Raw genomic sequence first — 24500 nt, forward strand, 5'->3', positions numbered from 1 at the left:
GGCAGCTTAATCCGTCTTCCGTTCTCAATCTTTTTGCCTTCGCTTTTCCAGCTACAAAAAAGGATTTCCACTCAAGCCGAGCTGCAATTATTCGACGTTAAAAAATAAAAATTTGAAAATCAATAAAAAACATATCATCCTTTCATTGTTTGCCTTATCAATCAATCAATTGGATGCGCAGAAAGCGAAACCTTACGTTTCAGAAGTTTGGGTTTCTGATTTAGGAAACGGAACTTACAAGAATCCGGTTTTGTATTCTGATTATTCAGATCCGGATGCGATTCGCGTTGGAGATGATTATTATATGACGACTTCCAGTTTTAACGAAATGCCAGGTTTACCGATTCTTCATTCTAAAGATATGATCAATTGGAAATTGGTCAATTACGCCATCACTGATTTAATTCCAAAGGAAACTTACAATGTTCCGCAAAGAGGAAACGGCGTTTGGGCACCAAGCATCCGTTTTCACAAAGGCGAATATTTCATCTATTGGGGCGACCCGGATTTCGGCATTTTTATGGTGAAAACGAAACATCCTTTTGGTAAATGGGACGACCCGGTTTTGGTAATGGAAGGCAAAGGTTTGATAGACACTTGTCCGCTTTGGGATGACGACGGAAATGCATATCTCGTTCACGGCTGGGCAGGAAGCAGAGCCGGCGTGAAGAGTATTTTGACCATCAACAAAATGAATTCTGAAGGAACAAAAGTTCTGGACAAAGGCGTTCACATCTTCGATGGCCACGAAGCGAATCCAACAGTTGAAGGTCCGAAATTCTACAAAAGAAACGGCTATTATTACATTTTTGCTCCGGCTGGTGGCGTTGCAACTGGCTGGCAATTGGTTTTGAGGTCGAAGAATATTTATGGACCTTACGAAGAAAAAATAGTTCTGGAACAAGGCAAATCCACAATCAATGGCCCACACCAAGGTGCTTGGGTTGATACGCCGAAAGGTCAGGATTGGTTTTACCATTTCCAGGATGTGGATGCAGGCGGAAGACTCGTCCATCTTCAGCCGATGAAGTGGGAAAAGGATTGGCCTGTAATGGGAATTGATACAGACAAAAACGGAATCGGAGAACCGGTTCTGACTTATAAAAAACCGGAAGTCGGAAAAACTTTCCCCATCGAAACACCGGCGGAATCTGACGAATTCAATGATGATAAAATTGGATTGCAATGGCAGTGGAGTGCCAATGAAAACATCGTTTGGTCAGCAAAAATTCCTGGAAAAGATTATTTAAGATTATTTTCGATTAAAACGCCAGAAGGCGCAAAAAACCTTTGGAACGTTCCGAACTTATTAACTCAGAAATTTCCTGCACCAAACTTTGTCGCGTCAACCAAAGTGAAATTATTTCCCGAAGATGCGAAAGAAGGCAAAGTTGCCGGACTCTTGGTAATGGGAACGGATCACGCTTCTCTTGTAATTGCCAATAAACCTGATGGTTATTATCTTCAGTTGAGAAAGGCTCCAAAAGCTGAAAAAGGCGGCGAAGAAAAAATCCTTAATGAAATCAAATTAAAATCAAACGAAGTTTACCTTAAAGTTGATGTCAAAGAACCAAACGGAATCTGCACTTTCAGCTACAGCGAAAACGGGAAAAGTTTTGAAAATATTGGAGAACCATTTCATGCAAAACCGGGAAAATGGATTGGTGCAAAAGTCGGAATCTATTCTGTGAGCGATCCAAAAGTTTCTAGAGGCGGTTACGCAGATTTTGACTTTTTCAGAATTACAAAAAAATAAATCAAAGAAATTATTAATATTAAAATGAAATTATCTTTTAAAAATATCTCAGCCGCATTTTTTGTCACAGCATCACTCCTGATGACGGCGCAAACGGAACAGGATAATCAGAAAGAAAAAATCGTAACACCCTCCAAAGATAAAACCACGACCAACATTTTTCTGGCTGGCGATTCCACATTGACAGATTATACTTTGGAAAGCAATTACCAGGAAAAACGATATCCACAGCAAGGTTGGGGCGGCGTTTTTCAAGAATTTTTTGTGGCAGACAGTCTTAAAACATTGAAAACGCCTTCTCTCACAAAAAATGTTTTGGTAGTTGACAAAGCCAAAGGCGGAAGAAGTACCAGAACTTTTTTCCAAGAAGGAAGATGGCGTTATATTTTTGAAAATCTGAAACCAAAAGACTGGGTTCTGATTCAGTTTGGACACAACGATGAATCTGAGAAAAAGGTGGATCGGTACGTAGATGTTCCGGGTTACAAAGAATATTTGAGATTGTATATTCATCAGGTGAGAGAGAAAGGTGCGACGCCAATTTTGGTAACACCAGTTTCCAGAAATTATCCATGGAAAGACGGCGTTTTGGGCGACAGTCATGTAGACTATGCGAAAGCTATGATAGAAGTGGCACAAGAACAAAAGGTAGATTTGATAGATCTCAACAGACTTTCAAGGGAATTTTTAACCAAAAAAGGAAAGGATTTTGTGACCACTACTTACTTTATGAATCTTCCCGAAGGCAAATATCCCGCATATCCAAACGGACAAAAAGACGACACGCATTTCCAGCCGGAAGGTGCAAAAGCAATGGCACAGATCGTTTATAACGAATTCAAAAAAATTGTCACTAAGAAATAAATTAAATATCCAGAATCCAGGTTCTGAAAATCAAAATAAGTATAATGAAGAAATCGATTAAATTATTAGCATTAAGCTTAGCGACACTATTTTCTGCAAACAGTTTTGCGCAATTGCAGACAGCTGATCTTTACAAAAATGTAGAATTCAAAATGCCAACTGTGGTTGAGACTTCTTTTCCTGCAACTTCGGTCAGCATCAAAGATTTTGGTGCAATCGCAGGCGGAAATGTAAAAAATACTGAGGCTTTCAAAAAAGCAATAGCAAGCATTAGCCAAAAAGGCGGTGGAAAAGTCACCGTTCCAAGAGGAATCTGGATGACTGGTCCGATTGTTTTGCAAAGTAATATCAATCTTCATCTGGAAGACGGTGCGATGATCATTTTCAGCAGGGATTTTGCAGATTATCCTTTAGTGGATGTCAGTTTCGAAGGTCTTAACACAACGCGTTGCCAGTCTCCAATTTCTGCAAAAGGCGCAACCAATATCGCCATCACAGGAAATGGCGTGATCGACGGAAGTGGCGACGCTTGGAGATACGTTAAAAAAGGAAAAATGACTGACGGACAATGGAAAGAATTGCTTTCAAAAGGTGGTGTTTTGTCTGATGATAAAAAGACGTGGTTCCCGACAGAAAGTTCTAAAAGAGGATTTACAAGCACGGCTAATTTCAATATTCCGGAAAAATTAACTACAAGAGAAGATCTTGAAAAAGTAAAAGATTTCCTTCGTCCGGTAATGGTAAGTTTGGTAAGTTGCGACAAAGTGCTTTTAGACGGTCCAACGTTCCAGAATTCTCCCGCATGGAATCTTCATCCATTAATGTCAAGCAATTTAATTCTAAGAAATCTGAATGTGAGAAATCCCTGGTATTCTCAAAATGGGGACGGATTGGACTTGGAATCTTGCAAAAATGTTTTGATTTATAACAATACATTCGATGTTGGTGATGACGCCATCTGTATCAAATCCGGAAAAGATAAAGACGGAAGAGACAGGGGTGTTCCGACAGAAAATGTCATTATCAAAAACAATACAGTTTACCACGCACACGGCGGAATTGTAATCGGAAGTGAAATGTCTGGTGGTGTTAAAAATCTTCACGCTTCCAATTGTACTTTTATCGGAACAGACATCGGACTTCGTTTCAAAACGACGAGAGGCAGAGGTGGCGTTGTGGAAAACATCTGGATGAGTCATATTGATATGATTAATATTCCGGCACAAGTAATCGGTTTCAATATGTTTTATGAAGGAAATTCACCGATTATCGAAGAAGATCAAAGTGCGGACGATGAGAAACGAGTGGAAAAACAAATTCCTGTGACAGATGAAACGCCGGTTTTCAGAAATGTATTTTTCAAAAATATCAATGCAACCAATTCTTACGAAGCATTATCACTGAACGGATTGTCTGAAATGAACCTGAAAAACATCGTGATAGAAGATTCTTATTTCGATACCAAAAAAGCTTTAACCATCGTAGATGCAGACGGAATTACACTTAAAAATGTAAAACTGAAATACAGCGATGGAACTGGTGCAACAGTTTATAACAGTAAGAATATCGATCTTTCCGGACTGACTTTGGAATCTGCAAACAAACCAACAATCAAAGTTTTAGGGAACAAAACATCAGCAGTAAAACTTCCTAAAACCGTTGCCAAAGAGCAAATTACAATTGGTAAAGATGTTGCCAGAAATACTGTTAAATAATCAATTTTAATATGAGTTTTCACAAACTATATTTTCTTATTTTTTTCTTATTTGGAGCTAAATCTGCATTCGGACAAATAACGCGTCCGAATGCGACTCCTTATACAAACGAAGCCACCTTCGAAAAATTGAAGAAAAAATATTCTTTCATCACACCACTTGACAGACCAACTCCTTCAAATATCGGAATCGATAAAGATGTGGAATACGGAAATGTCAACGGCGTCTCTTTGAAAGCAGATATCTATTATCCACTTGACAAATCTAAAAAATATCCGGGAATCGCTATGGTTCACGGCGGCGGCTGGATTTCCGGAAGTAAGGAAAACGAAAAATATATGGCTCAGGAACTGGCTTCCAAAGGTTATGTTGCAATCGCTGTTGGTTACAGATTGTCTGATGTTGCCAAATATCCGGCAGCCATTGATGATGTTGAAAATGCCATCAAATTTTTAATTAAAAACAAAACAAAATACGCCTTAAATCCTAAGAAAGTAGCAATTTATGGAGAATCGGCAGGAGCACAAATCGCAACTTTGGTTGGTGTGAAATCTAAAGGTCAACTAAAAGCAATCATCAATGTTGATGGTGTTGTATCTTTCATTCATCCGGAATCCGGAAAAGAAGGAACTTACGATGCATTTTGGCTCGGCTTTTCTCATCAGGACAATCCGAAAATCTGGGCAGACGCTTCGCCTTTGGAATTTGTGGGTAAGAATACGCCACCTACGATTTTTATTAATAGTTCTCAGCCACGTTTTCATGCAGGAAGAGATGATATGATGGTGAAATTAAAAGCTTATAATATTCCAACAGAAGTTCATAAAGTCAAAGATACGCCGCATTCTTTCTGGTCGGCAGAACCTTGGTTTACAGAGACTTTGAATTTGACCGTCCAGTTTTTGGAGAAAATTTTAAAATAGATTTTATGAAGAAATTCTTTTTGATATTAATGTTTTCTTTTGGTCAGTTTTTGTTGGCTCAAAATGATCCTTACATCACAATAACAGTTGCAAAGGACGGAAGCGGACAATTTACTTCTATTCAGAAAGCTATTAATTCAGTTCGGGATTTAGGTCCGGGCGAAGCTTTAATTAAAATTAAATCAGGAATCTACAATGAGAAAATTGTCATTCCTTCTTCAAAACATTGGATTACAATAGAAGGAGAAGACAAAGAAAATACGATCATTACAAACGATGATTTTTCTGGAAAACTTAATCCTATAACCAATGAAAAACTCACCACTTTCGATTCTTATACGGTTTTTGTTTCTGGAGATGATGTGAAAATTTCAAATCTTACGGTTCAGAATTCTTCCTGTAATCAAGGTCAGGCGGTTTCCCTTCACGTAGAAGGCGATCGTTTTGTGATGAAAAATTCTAAGATTTTGGGTTGTCAGGATACGCTTTATGCAGCTAGAGATAACAGTCGGCAGTATTATGAAAATTGTTATATAGAAGGAACAACGGATTTTATTTTTGGTCAGGCAGTAGCAGTTTTTAAAAATTGTGAAGTCAGAAGTCTTGCAGATTCTTACATTACTGCAGCTGCAACGAGCAAAGAAAATGAATTTGGTTTTGTCTTTTTTGATTGTCATTTGACAGCAAAAGAAGGTATTTCCAAGGTTTTTCTTGGCAGACCTTGGCGTCCGTTTGCAAAGACCGTTTTCATTAATACAACAATGGAAAATCATATTTTACCAGAAGGCTGGAATCCCTGGAAAGGCGATAAAATGTTTCCTGATAAAGAAAAAACTGCTTTCTACGCTGAGTTTCGAAGCAAAGGAGACGGAGCAGATTCTGAGAAAAGAGTAGAGTGGTCGCATCAGCTTTCCAAAAAAGAGCTGAAGAGATATAAGATCGAAAATATCTTCAAAAAAACAGCTGACTGGATCCCAAAATAACAGATGTTGCACAATTATAAAATCTCTTAAATCTAAGAAAATCCATTTCACATCACATATTCAGTAGTTTTTATGCAATCGATTACGTTAATAATTTCGTTTTAAAGCTTGTTTTGTAACCAATAATTTTTATAAAAATCATTTTTAGTTAAACATTCATTTAATAGATTTGTTCTTTATTTAAAGGAAATTTTAATTTTATATTAATCAAAATTAATATTCAGTTAAAAAAATAAAATAAAATTTGTCCGATTATTTGAAAATAATTTTATATTAGAAGCGTCGATTTATGCACAAAATTGTGTAATCGATTGCATAGAAATTATTAAACAACTATATAAATTAATTTATCATGAAAAAACTATTATTCTCTTTAATTTTTGCAGGTATTTCTGCAGTAACTTTTAATGCTCAAAGCAAAACCTGGGATTTCAGCGATACGACTAAGTTTACTGCCGGAGCTATCTCAACAGACACTACTATTGATGGTTTGTCTTTTTTACCTGGTGGCAGCGCACTTACTATTTCTACTACTAATTTGGCAACTTTCACAGATCCGGCATATGTTCCAACACAGCGTTTGGCATTTGGCGGGAACAGTTATACTGGCTCTCTAAATCCTGCTGTGGGAACAACATTGCTAGCTGGGAGAAGAGTATTGCAATTCGCTGTGTCAAATAATGCAACGATCAAGTTATGGGCTAGAGGCGGAGGTGCTGGCAGATCTCTTTTGATCTCTGATGCTGCTGGAAAAGTTCTAAATTCTACAACTTTTGCAGGCAATACTACTTCAGATATTGCTGTCGCCAGTTATACCTATACCGGAACTGCTGGTAATATTATGATAACTGTAGGTGGAGGTGACAATAGTTTGTATAAAATAGAATATACAGATAATTCCAGCTTGGCAGTAAACGATATAAAGTCTGGTTTAAAAGCAAAGGCATTCTCAATTGGTAACAAAATTTATGTTTCTAATCTGGAATCTAAAAAGACAGATATTAATGTTTATAACGCAAATGGATCACTAATGAAATCTTTGAAATCTTCCACAGATACAAACATTGAAATCAATGCGAAAGGGCTTTATATTGTAACTCTTAGTTCAGAAGCTGGTGCAAAGTCTGTAAAAGTTCTATTGAAATAAACAACAATAAGTAGTAATTATTTTCATAATTTTTTTCAAAAACCCTGTAAATGTTTGTTTGCAGGGTTTTTTTTGTCGAAGCTTTTTATATAATTGAAAAAATCAAATTTATGTTTCAGGATGAATCATTGAATGGGTGATTATGTTCGGAAATTTGTATCCATGTTTCATTTTTTTTTAAAAAAATGTTTTTTAATAAAATTGCACATCATTTCAGTTATTTTTAGACAACCGATTGCACTTATTTTTGTCGTCATTTTTCCATTTTCAGTCAATTTATTTTACTTTTTGAGACATCATATTTATTATGAAAGCCTCATCAATAGAGAGTTTTTTTGATCTGTTAAAAAAAGTTAACATTAAATTAAAAAAAAATATCTTGATATTGAATAATAATTTTATATTAGAACCGTAGAATTATTACACATAATTGTGTAATCGATTGCATAAAAAATATCAAACAATTAAATAATTTATTTTATCATGAAAAAATCATTACTTCTTTTAGCTTTTTCAGTAGTAGCGTCTGTTAACTCTTTCAAAGCGCAAACCACCTGGGACTTCTCCAGTGCTGCATGGCCAGTGACTGCTGGTGAACTTACAGCTACAGTGAAAAATAATCTAGGTCTTGTTCCGGGACCTGCAACTGTTGTGAATTTTGCACAGGTAGAAGCTAATACGGCTACATTCTCAGATGGTTATTCTGCAACAAAACGTTTCAAATTGAATGGTGGCGGCTATACTTCAACAGGAACTAATACTACGCCAACACAACGTCACATTATTCTTAAAGTAAACGGAAATTCTGTTATCACTATTTGGTACAAAAACGGAGGCGGTGGAGATCGTACTCTTTATATCGGTAACGGATCAGCAGTACTTGCCTCTAAGACTTATTCTAATTCTCAGGACGGAATCATTTATACATTTGAATATGCAGGTCCTGCAACTAATTTGTACTTCTACGGAGATCAGTCTCTTAATCTTTACAAAATGACTGCAACAAACGTTGGGACAACTGTTTTGGGCGTAAATGACGTTAGAAAAGATATGAAAGCTACTGTTTACACCAGCGGAAGCAAAGTTTTTGTTTCTAATCTTGAATCAAAAAATACGCAGGTAAATGTTTTTAATGCTAACGGATCTTTGGTAAAAGCAATGACAACTTCTGCAGATGTTAACTTTGAAGTGAATACTAAAGGTTTGTACATCGTAAACCTTAAATCTGAAGCGGGTGAAAAATCTGTGAAAGTTTTGGTAAGATAAGATCTTTTTCAAGAAGGATTAAAATCAATAAAATTTAAATGAATTAAATTTTTCATTAATAGAGTTTGATGAAACGCGTTTTCATCAAACTTTTTTTTTTCTTTTTTTTAAAAATTAAATAATTATAAATAACTAATAACCATTTTGTTATATAAAACTTGAACTATCAATTCCGATATTTCAAACTAATTCTAAAAGATCTTTATCCTAATGAAAAGAATAATCTTAATGTCTGCGTTTCTGATAACGTCTATATTTCAGATCAATGTAAAAGCACAATGTCCTGCAACAGGCTGGGCATCTCAAAATGGAGTTACCGGCGGAGGAACAGCTACACCTACAGTGGTTACAACTTATGCGGAGCTAAAAACTGCAATCAATGCAACTGCGGTAAAAGTGATTCACATCTCAGGGCAAATCACGTTTCCTACAGCTGGCCGATTGACACTTCAAAATCAAACCGGAAAATCTATTTTAGGACTAGCAGGAGCAAAACTGATTTCCGTAGATCTTACGTCTGGCGGATCAGGAATTCTCTATGCAAAAAACAGTTCCAATATCCTTATCAAAAATATCACGTTTGAAGGTCCCGGAGCTTACGATGTGGATGGAAATGATAATTTAACGATCGACAACTGTACCAGCGTTTGGGTAGATCATTGTACTTTTCAGGATGCTTTGGACGGCAATCTTGATATCAAAAATGCATCTGACCTGATCACTGTGACCTGGACAAAATTCCAATATTTAAAAACTCCTATTCCCGGTGGTTCCGGAGGTAGCAATGACCACAGATTTTCTAATCTTTTCGGATCTGGCGATGATGCAACACAGGACGAAGGGAAATTGAGAATCACTATGCAATATTGCTGGTGGGGACCTGGCGTGAGAGAAAGAATGCCAAGAGTGAGATTTGGAAAAGTTCATTTGCTGAACAACTATTTTAACAGTTCTGTTAGCAACTACTGTATTTATGCCGGTTATAAAGCGGATCTTCTGATTGAGGGTAATTACTTTGAAAATGTAAAGAATCCAATCAGACTAGAAACAGGAAACTTCACAGCAGCACAATTGGTTAGCAATACTTTCTCAGGAGCTACAGGAACTATGACAGGTTCGGGAACTGCTTTTACGCCACCGTACACGATTAATAAAATTGCTTCTACGGATGTAAAACAAACCGTTATGGCAGGAGCCGGAGCTGTGCTTTTGCAACCTACGGATTGTCTTTTTTTGGCAACGGGCGAAGTGAATTTTAAATTAAGTTCAGCTACAACATTTTACCCAAACCCAGCTTCCGAACAAATTTCTCTAAAAGTTTTTTCCAAAGAAAACAACAAAGCATTTCAAGTAAGAGTAATGGATATGTCAGGTAAATCCGAAGGTGTTGTCTATAATGGTACGCTTTCTAAAGGCGATAATACCATTAATTCTATCTCATTGAAGAAAATTGGCAAAGGTGTCAAATTATTCGAAGTAAAAACTGACGATAATTCTTACGTCCAAAAAGTAATTGTAAAATAAATTTTAAGATTAAAACAATTCACAACTATTAATAAACAATGAAAAAAACTCTAATCTTTCCAGCTGCACTTTTGAGTGCTGTGATGATCTTCGGAATAGGAACAAGTGTGTCCTATTTCAAAGTTTCATCAAGTGACGATGTGAAAACTTCTATTTCCAGTACAAAATTGGAAGAGGTTTATAAATCCGGCGAAAATAAAAATATCGCAGGTCAGTCAAAATTAATTGAAGCAACACCTGCATCAGTAACTTGGCCTTTGATTACAAACATTACCGAGAAATCTCTTGAAGGTAATTTGGAATCCAGTATCAGTTATCCAGCGGCCAGTGTTGCCTATCAGGTAAATACCAAAATAGATTTTACAGGCGACGCCATTACGGACAGTAATGTTATTTTCTGGCAGCTTGTTGGTTCTGCAAACAGTTGGACAGGAACGGGAAGTACCACGGTATTAAATGCGGATGTCTACGTTCAGTTGGATGTGAATCCTACAAATGGCGGAACATTGACGGTTAACAAAATTGATGCTCTGGTAGGTGCATCAGGAACTGGGAATATGTATTATCAGGCGTTTTATAGCGTTAATTCTGACTTCTCAAGTCCAGTGTCTATCCAGTCAGCTTTAAAACTACCAAATAATGGTTCATCTGCCTTGAGCTTTACACTTGCTACTCCTGTGGTTTTAACCGGCAGTCAGAAAATGTATGTCAGATTTTATCCATATTTGGCTGCTGCAGCTACAAACAAGCAATTTGGTTTGAGAAATGTTAAGATTTCCGGAACTATGGAAGGCGCAGTTGCAAATCCTGCGACAGTTTCCACAACGGCTGTTTCTTCGGTTTCTACAACAAGTGCGGTTTCTGGCGGAACTATTTCCAGCAATGGAGGCGGCGCGGTTACTGCAAGCGGTGTGGTTTGGAGTACAAATCAATTGCCTACAGTTGATGATTTTAAAACGACAGAAAACGCAACATCAGGATCTTACACCAGTTCATTATCGAATTTAACTCCTGGAACAACATATTACGCACGTGCCTATGCAACCAATTCTGCCGGAACTTCTTATGGTTCTCAGGTTAGTTTTACAACTTTAGCAAATATTGTTGCGCCAACAGTTACAACTACTTCACAGTCTCAGGTTACCAACAAATCTTTTGTAGTTTCTGGTAATGTGACAGATTGGGGCGGAGCAGATGTTACAGAACGAGGAATCGTATGGTCAAAAACCAATAATACACCTGCGCTGGACAATGCAACCAAGGTAATAACAGGCTCAGGATTAGGAGCTTTCTCTTCTTTTGTTTTCGGAGCAGAGGCGTCAACACTATATTATGTGAGAACTTTCGCAACCAATTCTGCAGGAACTTCTTATGGTAGTGTCGCAACTGTAACAACCAAAGCAACAGACCCCGACATAACTAAAACTATTGCAAAAGATGGCTCGGGAGATTATACTACAGTTCAGGCAGCTTTCGATGCTGTTCCGGACAATTATACAGGAAGATGGATTATCCATATCAAGCCGGGAACTTATACAGAAAGACCTACGCTTCTTGCTGCTAAATCAAATGTATTCCTGATTGGCGATGATGCTGCTACAACCATTATCACAAATAACATCTCAGCGGGCAACATCAATCCCGATACAGGTCAGGCTTACGGAACATCGCTATCCCAGACAATGGCAGTTTTCGGCAATGATTTCACAGCTTCGAAGATTACCATTGCCAATACATTTGTAAATTCAACGGCTAATACTCAGATCAATTCTTCCACGCAGGCAGTTGCTTTGAAAACGCAGGGCGATCGTCAGGCATTTTACGATTGCAGAATTCTGGGTTATCAGGATACATATCTTGGAAACAGCATCGGTAGAGCTTATTTCAAAAACTCTTACATAGAAGGTAACGTAGATTTTATTTTCGGACGTCAGACTGTTGTTTTTGATCAATGTACAACATACATCAACCGTAACAATAGTGTGGTAACGGCACCTTCTACAGAGGCCAGTACCAAATTCGGATTTGTATTCCTGGATTGTAATTTGACAGTACCAGCTGCCGGAACTACAGATTTTAACGGAACCGTTATTAGTAATTTCCACTTTGGCCGTGCTTGGCAGAATATACCTAAAGCAGCTTTCATCAGATGTGCAACACCATCTATGCTGAATGCAACAGGATGGACAACACCTATCAACGGGGTGTTGCCGGTAACATTTGTAGAGTATGGAAATACAGGCGACGGTGCAACACCAGAACGTCTGGCGCAGAGAGCAAACGGAGGCGTGGTGCTTACAGAACCGCAATCTCAGGTGTATACGATTGCTAATGTCTTCAAAAAAGAAACAGATGCGTCATTTGTGTTTGACTGGATGCCGCCTGCTTCTGTTAGTTTTGACTTTGGAACTTTAGGAGTAAATAATATCAGAGAAGCTAAACTAAGTGTATATCCAAATCCATTCACAGATCAGGTAACGATTGCTTATGATTTGAAAAACAGTTCTGACGTAGCGGTTACAGTTTACGATATGAGCGGAAGAATGATTAAGAATATTCAGAAGGCGAATCAGAAATCTGGCATTAATAACCTGACGATCCAGACCAAGGACTGGAAAACCGGAATCTATTTTTACAGTTTAAAAACAAATTCGGGTCAGATCAATGGTAAATTAATCAAGAAATAATAAATTTTCATAATGTGAAAGCCAATTCCGTTTCGATGGATTGGCTTTTTTGCTTATTGATTTTTTAATAATTAATACGCCTGACTAAATTATTTTTATTAGTAATGCGTTTATGTTAAAAAAGCCGAAAGTGTTGGAAGATTAATCCTGTTTTTTATGAAAACTGAATTTAATATTCCGTATTGACAGGGATTATTTTATATATTTACAACACTGGTATCTAATGATTAGATAAAGAATACATGACAAAGAAAAATACAACGATATATGACATTTCCAAAAAACTGAATGTAAGTGTGGCGACTGTTTCCAGAGCGCTGAACAATCATCCCAGAATAAGCCAGGCGACCAAAGAACTGGTTGTGAATGCGGCAAAGGAAATGGACTACAAGCAGAACAATCTTGCAAAAGCACTCAAAAGCGGAGAGACCAAAACAGTAGGTGTTATAGTTCCATATATCAATACCAACTTTTTCTCATCTGTGATTCGCGGGATAGAGGAGGAGTTGTCTCCGCACGGCTATCGTGTCATTATCTGTCAGAGCCACGATGATGCTTCTATAGAAAAAAAACAGCTGAATACTCTGCTTCATACCCAGGTGGACTGTATCTTTATTTCAATTTCAAAGAATACCACAGATACGGAATATTTGAAAAAAGTGGTAAGCACAACCAATACCCCAATTATATTTTTTGATAGAAAGAAGGATGTTCCGGGCATAAGTACAATTACAATAGATGACCACAAAGGAGCTTATCAGGCGACTGAACATCTCATAAATGAAGGTTATAAAAACATCTACCACTTCTCGGGAGATCAGAATCTGGAGATCTATCAGAACAGGCTCAAAGGTTACATCAGTGCTTTGCAGGATTATAAATTACCGGTGATTCAGGAGAATATCATCAATACCGGAAGTTCTATAGAAGAAGGAATCCACGCTATGAAAAATGTTTGGAAACGCAAAATAAAACCGGATGCCATTTTCTCCGCTTCGGATTTTACAGCTTTAGGGGTTTGTAAAGAAATCAAAAATCTGAAACTCAGAATACCGGAAGATATTGGTGTGATAGGCTTCAGTAATGAACCTTTTACCCAGTTTATGGAATTGTCCATCAGTTCTGTAGATCAGACACCCGTTATGATGGGGAAAGTTTCCGGCAATGTATTCCTGGAAAGTATCAAAGATAACTTCTCGGGAATCACGATAGAAAAGAAACTTGTTCTCACACCAATGCTGCAAATAAGGCAATCATCTAAGAGAAGCAAATAAACCAAAACCCACCAGATCCTGGTGGGTTTTAGTTTATTTTAAGTTGAAGTGCGCTTTACTCTAATTTCTATAAGCTAATATCTAACTTCTATTAATGATAACTGATTTTACCACCTGCAATTTTCTTATCATTCTTAGATTTTGGTTTTCCGTAAATATCGATAATGCCGCCTGCTCTGGTAGTGGCGTCAACAGATTCTATTGCATTTACTGATGCTTTTCCTCCGGCGTTTGTAGTAATGCTTGTGATTTGTGTTTGAAGGCTTTGTCCGTCATATTTTCCGCCAGTATTCACAACGATAGATTGCGAATCTGTATTTCCGGACAGTTTTAAAAGTCCGCCGGTATTGATTTTCCCTTCAACTACTTTCGCATTGATATTAAGATCAATGTTGGAACCCTCGTTGGAAGTCAGTCCCAATTTTGTTGATTTTACAATATCAGAGGATGTAATCTTTGCACCCTGGCTAGCCTGGATATCATTTATGTCCTGATAATAAAGCAAAATTTTCACATCATCACCTTGCAGAAGCTTTGTAGGTTTCATTCGGATTCTGAGTTCGTTTCCCGAATTTACAAATTCTACATCATCTGCCATTGTTCCGCTGACTTCGACTTTGTAAGTGTCCGAAGAAACCAACTCAACCGGGATTTTATCAAACACTTTAAGATTGGTAAAAGCCGTGATGTCTTTACTTTGAGCAAAAGAAAACTGAGAGATCAGAAGTGCCGAGGTGGCAAGGATTATATTTTTCATAATGGTAATTGTTGATTTAATAACAAGCACATCTTTACAAATCTAAAACCACTTTTTGTTATAAAATGTTAAAGTTATAATTTGAAGTGACTCTTTTTATTTTAAATATCTTATTTTTAATCTCTTGTTCATGAAAAAATCAATCTCTTTATTTATATTAATCATCATCTTCTCTTGCCAGTCTGTCAAGAAGAATAATCTGTTTTTGGATAAAAAGATTCCTGCAGCTGAACTGAGAAAGGATATAGATTTCACTTATCAGAAACTACAGAGATTCCACCCCAATCTTTACTGGTATATTTCTAAGGAAGAGCTGGATTATAAATTTGATAGCCTCAAAACCAATATAAATGAGCCTTTGACGCCCAATCAGTTCTTCTTCAAACTGGCTCCTGTCATTGCAAGCATCAACGAAGGACATCTGAGACTGAGGTCTGTTGGGAAAAAATACTCCAAAGCAGAACAGAAGGAATTCAAAACCAAGAAACCGCTTTTTGCCTTGATGGATTATAAAATCATAGATGACAGAATCTTTGTGAAAGAGAACCGGGAGAATGTGGCTAAGATCAAAGTAGGAACAGAGATCCTGAAAATCAATGATGAGAATGTGTCAGATCTTGTAAGAAAGTATAAGAAACTGTACAGTTCGGATGGTGAGAACAAAACTTTTCAGAAGTATTTTATGAATCTCACATTCTTCAGCTACTACACCCTGGAGAATGGTTATCTGGACAGTGTAAAACTGAAAACAGTCTGCGATAACGTCATACAAGACGTACACCTCAAAAGACAAAAGAAAAATGAAAAAGAAGTGACCGAGGAAAAAGTGTTGCCAAAGGTAACGGCAGATCAGAAACTTCAGGATTATGATGCTGCCTCCAAAAGCTATAACAGAAGTTTCAGCTTTATGAAATTTGACAGCAGTGTGGCATACATCAAGATCAAATCTTTTTCGGCAACCTATGCCAAAAAGTTCTATGAGCAGACTTTCAGGAAGATCAGAAATGCAAAATCCGAATATTTAATTATAGATGTCCGGGACAACCTTGGTGGTTCACTTTCCGAGATCAACACCTTGTATTCTTACCTTACGGATGAGAAATTTACTTTGATCAAATCGCCGGAAATGACATCCAAAACCTCCGGCATGCATCAGAATTATTTCCGTGGACAATCTGTTTTTAGTGGTATTCTAACTGCCCCGGGCTATCCGTTTTTTCTTGTGGGCAATTACCTTCTCTCTTCTAAAAAAGACAAGAAATATGTCTTTCGTGAGTTCTCATCCAAACCCACAAAACCAAAAGACAATGCTTTTACGGGTAAAATTTATGTCCTTGTAAATGGGGCGAGTTTCTCTGCATCATCAATCATATCAGCGAAACTAAAGTATGAGAAAAGAGCAGTGATCGTAGGCGAAGAGACAGGCGGTGCAAATGACGGAACTGTAGCCGGAGTCAACAATACTGTTGTACTTCCCAACTCACATTTGACGCTGCCCATCGGCTTATTCCTCATCCGCCCAAATATCGAGTTCGAAGACCAGAAGAGAGGCGTAGTTCCTAATTTTCCGGTAGATCCGAATTATAACGATATCTTCGGCAAAGATGATAAAATCCTGAAGTGGACATTGGACGATATTGAGTTCCGAAATTCCGTCACGCATCAAGCTAAATAAGATTTAATTACTTTCTCAGATGATTGTTTGGGCGAACAAAGCATCTTTGTTCGGGCGTACAATGATGCCTTGTCCGGGTGGGCAACATCACTTTGTTCGTTCTGGCAAAGTTCATTACTTCAATTATTCAAATCAAACTCTGCCTAATTGTCAAAAAACCACGATTGGCAAAAGAATTGAGAAATGTACTTTGTAAAATTACCATTATGGAAGAAAACAAAGATATACACGAGGAAAACCTAAATCAAGAAACGAATTCAACAGAAAATCCTGAAACGGAAAATCAGGAAAATGTGTCACAAAAACCAACTGCAGAAGAACTTTTGGCAGAAGAGAAAGACAGATACATCCGTCTTTACGCAGAATTCGAAAATTATAAAAAAAGAACGCAGAAAGAGAAGAATGATTTCTATCTGTACGCTTCTCAGGATCTGATGACATCTATGCTAGGTGTTGTAGATGACTTCGAAAGAGCCATCAAAGAAATCTCAAAAAGCGGCAACGAGTCCGAACTGAAAGGAATTGAACTGATCTACCAAAAACTGAAAAGCAAATTGACAGACAAAGGTTTGAAAGCCATCCACGTAGAGCAGGGCGATGCCTTCAATGTGGATCTGCACGAGGCTATCACGTCTATTCCTGCGCCATCCGAAGATCTTAAAGGAAAGATTATTGACGTTGTAGAAACAGGATACCAGCTTCACGAGAAAGTAATCCGTTTCGCAAAAGTAGTGACAGGAAACTAAAAAATAAATGATAAAAGATCAGCGATTATTGATTTAAATCGATTATCAACCATCATTCATCAACTATGAACAATCAATTATGGCGAAGCGCGATTATTACGAAATATTAGAAATTACCAAGTCAGCAAGTGCTGATGAAATAAAGAAAGCCTACAGAAAGATGGCAATCAAATATCATCCGGATAAAAACCCGGGTGATAGTGCAGCTGAGGAAAAGTTCAAAGAAGCGGCAGAAGCTTACGAAGTACTGAGTGACGACAACAAGAAAGCAAGATACGACCAATATGGTCACGCAGGCGTTGGCGGTGCTGGAGGCGGATTTGGCGGTGGCGGTTTCGGCGGCGGAATGAATATGGAGGACATCTTCAGTCAGTTTGGCGATATTTTCGGTGGTGGATTTGGCGGCGGCGGTCAGCAAAGACAACAACAATCGAGAGGTTCTAATCTTCGTGTCCGCATCAAACTAAACCTTGAAGAGATGATCTCCGGAACTCAGAAAACCATCAAGGTCAAAAAAATGAAGCTGGCAAAAGGCGTGACTTCCAAGACTTGCCCTACTTGCGGCGGAAGCGGCGTGCAGGTGAGAATGATGAACACGATGTTCGGACAGATGCAGACGCAGACAACTTGCGGCACCTGCCAGGGTGTTGGGAAAGTAGCGGATAAAATTCCTGCTGGAGCTAACGCACAAGGTCTTGTGAAAGAGGACGAAGAAATAACGATCAACATTCCGGCCGGTGCAAGAGATGGCATCCAACTGAATGTGAGAGGAAAAGGGAACGATGCACCGCTTGGTGGAACGCCTGGTGACCTTTTAGTCGTGGTAGAGGAGGAAGTGGATAAAACCATCAAACGAGAAGGCGACAATCTTCATCAGGAATTGTATGTTTCTTTTGCAGAAGCAGCTTTGGGAACAACTAAGGAAATCAACGTGGTTGGTGGAAAAGTGAAGATCAAAGTGGATGAAGGAACACAGTCTGGTAAAATCTTGAGATTAGCCGGAAAAGGTCTGCCAAATATCGAAGGTTACGGTGGAAAAGGCGATATGTTTGTTCACATCAATGTCTGGACACCACAGAAACTGACGAAAGATCAAAAAGACTTCTTCCAGAAACAACTGGAAAACGGCGATATGAACGCCGAACCAACAGGAAAAGAAAAAACATTCTTTGAGAAAGTAAAAGATATGTTCAACTAAATATTAAAGAGACTCGGTTTGAGTCTCTTTTTTCATTTTACTAATAGACGCTCACAAACCGTCTTGCTAAAATTCTCTTCACGTCCATTATAAGCAATCAACATCGACAGGTCAAAACCTTCAATTTGCAGTATTTTTAGTTTGGTTCCAAGACTGAGATCTCTTTTATTAAGGAAATTCAGAAACTCTTCTGATGATGTTGTAACTGATGCTAATTCCACAGTTTGATTTTCCTTGCATTTGCTTAATTTTTTATGATCGGGCTGAATGACGTTTCCATCTTTGTCTGGGATTGGTTCACCATGAGGATCCATCTTTGGGTAATTCAGGATCTCATCCATCTTATCAAAAAACTGGTCGGAATGGATGTGTTCCAACTGTTCCGCAATCTCGTGGACATTCTCCCATCCGAAACCCATTTTTTCTACAAGGAACATTTCTGTCAATCGGTGTTTTCTTACGATGAGTGATGCTTCTTTTTTACCGGATTCTGTGAGTTTGATGGGTTTGTAAGATTCATATTTTACCCAGTTCTTCTCTGCAAATTTCTTAACCATACTGTTGACAGATGGCATTTTGATATTCAGCTGTCGGCTGAGGTCATTCACGGAAACTTCATCATTCTCATTCACAAGATGGTAAAGTGCTTTCAGATAATTTTCTTCGGTTAAAGAATTCATATTTCAAAATTAAGGAAAAGTTAGATAATGGTCGATTTGTGGCTAACAATTTAATTTGTTTTTAATTTTAACCCATAAATCAAAATTAATACCTTTGAATACACATAAAGCAGAAAGAAAAAATGAAGAAATATTCTTTTAAAAATGACTACTCAGAAGGTTGTCATCCCAATATTTTACAAGCGTTAATCAAAACCAATCTCGATCAGCAAAATGGTTACGGTTACGATGATTATTCTAATGAAGCCCGAGAATTAATTAAGAATAAAATTAATGATCATAAAGCAGATATTTATTTTGTAAGTGGCGGAACGCAAGCGAATCTTTTAATTATTTCTTCGATTCTTCGCCCTCACGAAAGTGTGATTTCTGCTGAAACCGGACATATTTTCACCAACGAAACCGGCGCCATAGAGGCAACAGGACACAAAATCCACGGCATCGTAACCGAAGATGGAAAACTAAAACCAAAACACATTCAATCAGTTTTAGATTCTCACACCAACAAACCACATCAGTTGAAACAAAAGTTGGTTTATATTTCAAATTCAACAGAAATCGGAACGATTTATCAGAAAAATGAACTGAAAGAATTGTACGAATTTTGCCAATTACACGATCTTTATCTTTTTATGGATGGCGCAAGATTGGGACAGGCTCTGACTTCGGAAATCAATGATTTGACTCTGGAAGATATTGCTAATTTCACAGACGTTTTCTATCTCGGTGGAACAAAAAACGGCGCGCTTCTCGGTGAAGCAATTGTGATTACAAATGATAAATTAAAAGAAGATTTTGGATTCCACATCAAGCAAAAAGGCGCGATGCTGGCGAAAGGAAGATTGTTGGGAATTCAGTTTTTAGAATTGATGAAAGATGATCTGTATTTTGATCTGGCAGAACATTCCAATGTTCAGGCAATGAAGATCAAATCGGCTTTTCAGAACAAAAGCTTCAACTTTTTATGCGAAACTTTTACCAATCAGATTTTCCCAATCTTTAACAATTCTCAAATCGAAAAGTTGTCTAAGAACTTTGACTTCTATGTTTGGAAAAAGATGGATGAAGAGAATTCTGCAATAAGAATAATTACTTCCTGGGCAACTGCTGATGAGGTAGTTGAAGATTTTATTAATGAAATTAAAGCTTTGTAAATTTTAACTGTATTGAAATTTATTCATAAAAAAACTCCCAAATAGGGAGTTTTTTCTTTATATTATTTCCTCTTTCTGAAGTTTGTATTTCTTCGAGATAATCATGATCACCGCTCCTGCAACCATAAACGGAATACTCAGAATCTGACCGGTATTAAGCCCGGCAAACGAAATGAATTCTTCGCCTTGAGGCTCTTTCAGGAATTCTACAAAGAAACGGATCGCCCAAAGTAGAATGAAGAATAATCCGAATAACCAGCCTTGCTGATATTTTTTGTCTGTTTTACGATATAAAAACCAAAGCAAAAAGAACAGACATATGTAACCAAAAGCCTCAAATAACTGCGTTGGATATCTCGGGACAGTAACACCATATTCTGAACTTTGCTGTGGAAATAAAATGGCAAATGGGGAAGAAGGATTAACCTGCTTTCCGATGATTTCTGAATTGAAAAAATTTCCCATTCTTACAAAAGCACCGCCGGAAGCCACCACAATTCCGATTCTGTCATAGACCCAAAGCGGATTTTTCTTAATAATCTTGTAACTATAATATAAAGTGGTTGCAATGACCATTATCGCTGCGCCGTGACTTGCCAATCCGGAAAATCCTGTAAAATGCAAACCGCCTTTTGTGCTGATCGGTAAAAACACACTCAGGAAATCCTCCCTGAAAAGTTCCGGCTGATAAAAAATAACGTGTCCTAATCTTGCTCCCAGAATGGTTCCTAGCAATGTCCAGGTGAAAAATGGTTCCAGATATTTCTCATCCACACCATCGATTTTAAAGATTTTTGCCATAATGAAATAGCCTAAACCAAAAGCCAGAATAAACATCAGACTGTAAAAATGAAGCATTACCGGACCTAGTTTGATTCCTTTTATCGGATCCCAAATTTTGAAACTCGTTTCCAATTCAGCATGGTCTGTAAGTTTTAAAACATGATTGGACTTTAATAAATATTTGAAATTCTCAATATTTTTCTGGTCAAGAACAGGTTCGACTGGTTTCAAGTCTTTATCCAAAAACTGAAAATTATTTTTCTTGAAAGATTCCAAAACATTCTGAATACTTGCCAGATGATCCGCAGATTCTGGTGTAATATTCTCTTCATTCAGGATAATCAGTTCATTGTTAATGGTTTTATAAGATTGATTTGCTAACGAATCCGGTCTTTGTGTTGCGAAGATTTTTACAGCTAAAGTCTCTTTGTTATTGATCTTCAAAGTTCCGTCTGAAAGGTCATTTGCAGAACTTTGGGAAGAAACCATTTGGAAAATTCCCGCAAATAAGATGAGATAAAATCTTAGAAAAATATTGTTCATTGATAGTTAATTTTAATGTTTTTTCGACGGCACCGGATCATAACCTTCGCCTCCCCAAGGATGACAGCTTGCAATTCTTTTCATCGCCATCCAACTTCCCTTTATGAGTCCGTGAACTTTCAGCGCTTCCAGAGTATAATGCGAACACGTAGGATCGTACCTGCAGTTCTTCCCCAAAAACGGCGAAATGGCGAATTGATAAAACTTTATCAAAACCACAATCGGAAAAGTGAGGATTTTGTTCAGCATCATATTAAGCTATGCAAAAATAGCAGAAAAAACAGAAAGGAATACGAAATTATTCTTCTTTTTGTTAACTCAATTTAAACAATAGTTTAATTTAATCTTATCATTCGATGTTTTAAATCTGCAAAACTTGAATTTGAGTTTTAAATTGAGGACTTTTGCAAAATGGATAAGAGAATACTTCCGCTAACACTTGGCGGATTGGCAATTGGGACTACAGAATTCGTAATAATGGCGCTTTTGCCGGATGTTGCCAAATCTTTAAATATTTCAATTCCACAGGCTGGGCATTTTATTTCTTCTTATGCAGCAGGCGTAGTGGTTGGTGCGCCAATCCTGGTAGCTTACGCTGCAAAATTTCCTCCCAAAAGAATCTTGATTTTCCTAATGATTGCCTTTACCATCTTCAACGGATTGTCGGCTTTATCCAATGATTATTATACGATGATGATTCTGAGATTTCTCTCTGGGCTTCCTCACGGCGCGTTTTTCGGTGTTGGGATTGTGGTTTCATCACGATTGGCAAAACCCGGAAAACAGGCGCAAAGTATTGCAATGATGTTTGCTGGATTGACTTTGGCGAATCTCGCAATGGTTCCATTTGTTACCTGGCTGGGACATCAATTGTCATGGCGATATGCTTTCGGCGTTGTTTCTTTGATAGGATTGGTCACTATTCTCGCTCTGAAATTCCTCCTTCCTTATATGAATAGTCTTCGAACAGTTGGTTTGAAAGATGAATTGGAGTTTTTCAAAACCATCAAAGCCTGGCATATTATCTCGATTTCGGCTATTGGATTTGGAGGTCTATTCGCTTGGTTCAGTTATATCACACCTTTGATGACAAACGTTTCCAAATTTCCGACAGATTCCATCGCTTACATTATGGTCTTGGCAGGTTCCGGAATGGTTATCGGAAATTTCTTGGGTGGTATTATGTCTGATAAAATGCGACCGGCTTTAGCGGCGGCTATTCTTTTTACAGCAATGATTTTAGCTTTGATCTGTGTATTTTTCTTCTCAGAAAACAAAATAATTTCTCTTGTCTTGACTTTTATTTGTGGCGTTTTATCGATGTCTGTCGGAACGCCTATCAACATCATTATGCTGCGAACTGCCAAAAATTCGGAAATGATGGCCGCTGCAATTATGCAGGCGGCTTTCAATATTGCGAATTCTCTTGGCGCCTATTTCGGTGGTTTGCCTTTGGAATTTGGACTGACGTACAATTATCCATCTTTGGTTGGCGCAGGATTATCAATTATAGGATTAGTTCTTTGTCTTGGATTTATGAGAAAGTATAAAGCTGTGATTTAATTGGACTATTGATTTAATTTAACACAATGAAATGAAGATTTTTTTAAATTCTCCGAACGAGTGAAATGTTTGCAGAAAAGAAATTACGATGAGTCTAAAGTGCCGTAGGTACGAAACTCTACCAATCCAAATTTGAAAGTTATTTTGATTTATCAATTGTTCGGAAAGTAAGGCTGATCCTTGGTTTGATAATTTTTGTTGTCGTCGGCAATCTATGAAGCCAGAATTTCTGCGTTGTGTCTTTCATCATCAATAAACTTCCGTTTTCCAGAATTAATGAAACCAATTCTTTCGTAGTTTTATGTTTGAAGTTGAATTTCCTTTCTGCTCCGAAACTTACAGAACTTATTGCGCCATTTTCCTTTAGATCCTTCTCCCCATCGCTGTGATAGGCCATTCCTTCCGAACCGTCGTGGTAGAGATTAAGCAAACAGGAATTGAAAATTTCGCCACTTACTGATTCGATTTTTTCTTTTATTTCCAGTAATGTTTTGTTAAACGGCAAAGCAGTTTTTGTTCGTCCGGAATAGGTGTAACTGAAAGGCTCGTTTCCGTACCAAGCGACTTTTCTTTTGGTCTCGATGAGTTTTCCAAAGATGACGGCTTCATCACTTTTCCATTCTATTTCCGTCATTAATTTATTGAAGTAATTATTCGCTTCTTGTTCAGAAAACACTTTTCCGTAGTAAGATGTTGTTCCGTCATAAGGCAGAATATTTTCTATTAATTCAAGTTGGTCGTCAAAAAGACTCATTATTTTGCTTCTTCAAAATTATCGTAGTATGTGTAATCTTTGGTGATCTTTCCATTCTCAATAGTGAAAATGGTGGAAATGGGAAGTTCAAATTTGGATTGATCCGGCGCTGTTCCCGTGGAAACAAACTCAACAATAATATTCTTGTCACCGGAAGGATAGACTTGGAGCACCTTATCTTTTAAATCTGGAAAAACCTGATTGAGCTCCGTATATTTTTTAACAAATTCAGCTTTAGATTGTTTCACGATTCCATTTCCGAAAGAAGGATCTTTGAATTGCGCATTCTCAACATAAAGTTCAGAAAGTTCCTTCCATTTATGCTCATTGAAGAGTTTAAAATAATTTTCAACTAATTTTTGATTCTCAGTTTGAATCTTCTCGTTTGAATTATTGCAAGAAATCAACATTGAACAAAACATTATTCCCGAAATCAGAATTTTGATGGCTTTCATTTATTTGTTTTTAAGGTTCTAAAATACGATTAACTTTTCAATTAATGATTATT

21 protein-coding genes are annotated in these 24500 nt (G+C 37.5%); 15 read left to right on the forward strand and 6 right to left on the reverse strand.

Going from position 1 to position 24500, the window contains the following annotated elements; genetic code table 11:
* Positions 1–118: 118 nt before the first annotated feature.
* The 10 genes from OPU68_RS03900 (at position 119) to OPU68_RS03945 (ending at position 14139) form a co-directional block, all read left to right on the forward strand.
* Positions 119–1756 carry a glycoside hydrolase family 43 protein gene (locus OPU68_RS03900; RefSeq protein WP_498472806.1) on the forward strand — a complete coding sequence of 546 codons (1638 nt, stop codon included), beginning with the start codon at positions 119–121 and terminating at the stop codon, positions 1754–1756.
* A gap of 24 nt (positions 1757–1780) precedes the next feature.
* On the forward strand, positions 1781–2620 hold the full coding sequence (locus OPU68_RS03905; protein WP_498472684.1) for a rhamnogalacturonan acetylesterase: 840 nt from the start codon (positions 1781–1783) through the stop codon (positions 2618–2620).
* Positions 2621–2664: 44 nt separating this feature from the next.
* Complete coding sequence (locus OPU68_RS03910; RefSeq protein WP_498472685.1) at positions 2665–4335, forward strand: glycoside hydrolase family 28 protein; 1671 nt, start codon at positions 2665–2667, stop codon at positions 4333–4335.
* Positions 4336–4346: 11 nt separating this feature from the next.
* Complete coding sequence (locus OPU68_RS03915) at positions 4347–5258, forward strand: alpha/beta hydrolase (RefSeq protein ID WP_498472686.1); 912 nt, start codon at positions 4347–4349, stop codon at positions 5256–5258.
* Positions 5259–5263: 5 nt separating this feature from the next.
* Positions 5264–6241 (forward strand): pectinesterase family protein, encoded by a 978-nt coding sequence (locus tag OPU68_RS03920; protein ID WP_498472687.1) that lies wholly within the window; start codon positions 5264–5266, stop codon positions 6239–6241.
* A 352-nt stretch (positions 6242–6593) separates the two neighbouring features.
* Entirely contained in the window at positions 6594–7388 is a 795-nt protein-coding gene (locus OPU68_RS03925; protein WP_498472688.1) for a T9SS type A sorting domain-containing protein, read from the forward strand.
* A gap of 483 nt (positions 7389–7871) precedes the next feature.
* Positions 7872–8654 (forward strand): T9SS type A sorting domain-containing protein, encoded by a 783-nt coding sequence (locus OPU68_RS03930; protein WP_498472689.1) that lies wholly within the window; start codon positions 7872–7874, stop codon positions 8652–8654.
* A gap of 210 nt (positions 8655–8864) precedes the next feature.
* Entirely contained in the window at positions 8865–10178 is a 1314-nt protein-coding gene (locus OPU68_RS03935) for a pectate lyase family protein (protein WP_498472690.1), read from the forward strand.
* Positions 10179–10216: 38 nt separating this feature from the next.
* The gene (locus OPU68_RS03940; protein WP_498472691.1) at positions 10217–12865 is read left to right on the forward strand and encodes a pectinesterase family protein; all 2649 of its coding nucleotides are present in this window, start codon (positions 10217–10219) and stop codon (positions 12863–12865) included.
* Positions 12866–13107: 242 nt separating this feature from the next.
* Positions 13108–14139: a LacI family DNA-binding transcriptional regulator gene (locus OPU68_RS03945; protein ID WP_498472692.1), complete on the forward strand. Its 1032-nt coding sequence runs from the start codon at positions 13108–13110 to the stop codon at positions 14137–14139.
* 91 nt (positions 14140–14230) lie between these two features.
* Here OPU68_RS03945 and OPU68_RS03950 read toward each other — a convergent pair whose 3' ends face one another.
* On the reverse strand, positions 14231–14896 hold the full coding sequence (locus OPU68_RS03950) for a head GIN domain-containing protein (protein WP_498472693.1): 666 nt from the start codon (positions 14894–14896) through the stop codon (positions 14231–14233).
* A gap of 130 nt (positions 14897–15026) precedes the next feature.
* On the opposite strand from OPU68_RS03950, the gene OPU68_RS03955 reads away from it, so the two are divergent.
* The 3 genes from OPU68_RS03955 to dnaJ all read left to right on the forward strand — a co-directional run bounded on the left by OPU68_RS03955 (position 15027) and on the right by dnaJ (position 18515).
* Positions 15027–16571 (forward strand): S41 family peptidase, encoded by a 1545-nt coding sequence (locus OPU68_RS03955; RefSeq protein WP_498472694.1) that lies wholly within the window; start codon positions 15027–15029, stop codon positions 16569–16571.
* A 206-nt stretch (positions 16572–16777) separates the two neighbouring features.
* Complete coding sequence (locus tag OPU68_RS03960) at positions 16778–17317, forward strand: nucleotide exchange factor GrpE (RefSeq protein WP_498472695.1); 540 nt, start codon at positions 16778–16780, stop codon at positions 17315–17317.
* Positions 17318–17396: 79 nt separating this feature from the next.
* A complete protein-coding gene (gene dnaJ, locus OPU68_RS03965) occupies positions 17397–18515 on the forward strand; it encodes a molecular chaperone DnaJ (RefSeq protein WP_498472696.1) in 1119 nt (372 codons plus the stop codon).
* A 32-nt stretch (positions 18516–18547) separates the two neighbouring features.
* Here dnaJ and OPU68_RS03970 read toward each other — a convergent pair whose 3' ends face one another.
* Entirely contained in the window at positions 18548–19195 is a 648-nt protein-coding gene (locus OPU68_RS03970; protein ID WP_498472697.1) for a metal-dependent transcriptional regulator, read from the reverse strand.
* A gap of 122 nt (positions 19196–19317) precedes the next feature.
* Here OPU68_RS03970 and OPU68_RS03975 point away from each other — a divergent pair, with 122 nt between their 5' ends.
* Complete coding sequence (locus OPU68_RS03975; protein ID WP_498472698.1) at positions 19318–20349, forward strand: threonine aldolase family protein; 1032 nt, start codon at positions 19318–19320, stop codon at positions 20347–20349.
* A gap of 57 nt (positions 20350–20406) precedes the next feature.
* On the opposite strand, the gene lgt is transcribed toward OPU68_RS03975, so the two are convergent.
* Both lgt and yidD read right to left on the reverse strand, forming a co-directional pair.
* Positions 20407–21264, reverse strand: a complete 858-nt coding sequence (gene lgt / locus OPU68_RS03980; protein WP_498472807.1) for a prolipoprotein diacylglyceryl transferase — start codon at positions 21262–21264, stop codon at positions 20407–20409.
* Positions 21265–21687: 423 nt separating this feature from the next.
* Entirely contained in the window at positions 21688–21924 is a 237-nt protein-coding gene (yidD, locus tag OPU68_RS03985) for a membrane protein insertion efficiency factor YidD (RefSeq protein ID WP_498472699.1), read from the reverse strand.
* 162 nt (positions 21925–22086) lie between these two features.
* On the opposite strand from yidD, the gene OPU68_RS03990 reads away from it, so the two are divergent.
* The gene (locus OPU68_RS03990; RefSeq protein ID WP_498472700.1) at positions 22087–23238 is read left to right on the forward strand and encodes an MFS transporter; all 1152 of its coding nucleotides are present in this window, start codon (positions 22087–22089) and stop codon (positions 23236–23238) included.
* A 139-nt stretch (positions 23239–23377) separates the two neighbouring features.
* Here the strand turns inward: OPU68_RS03990 and OPU68_RS03995 are convergent, their stop codons facing one another.
* Together OPU68_RS03995 and OPU68_RS04000 are read right to left on the reverse strand one after the other, a co-directional pair.
* Positions 23378–23992 (reverse strand): alpha-ketoglutarate-dependent dioxygenase AlkB family protein, encoded by a 615-nt coding sequence (locus OPU68_RS03995; protein ID WP_498472701.1) that lies wholly within the window; start codon positions 23990–23992, stop codon positions 23378–23380.
* Positions 23992–24447 (reverse strand): nuclear transport factor 2 family protein, encoded by a 456-nt coding sequence (locus OPU68_RS04000; protein ID WP_498472702.1) that lies wholly within the window; start codon positions 24445–24447, stop codon positions 23992–23994. Before OPU68_RS04000 ends, OPU68_RS03995 begins: the two co-directional genes overlap by 1 nt.
* Between the last annotated feature and the right edge of the window lie 53 nt (positions 24448–24500).

The organism is Chryseobacterium sp. TB1-D10 (assembly GCF_059803555.1).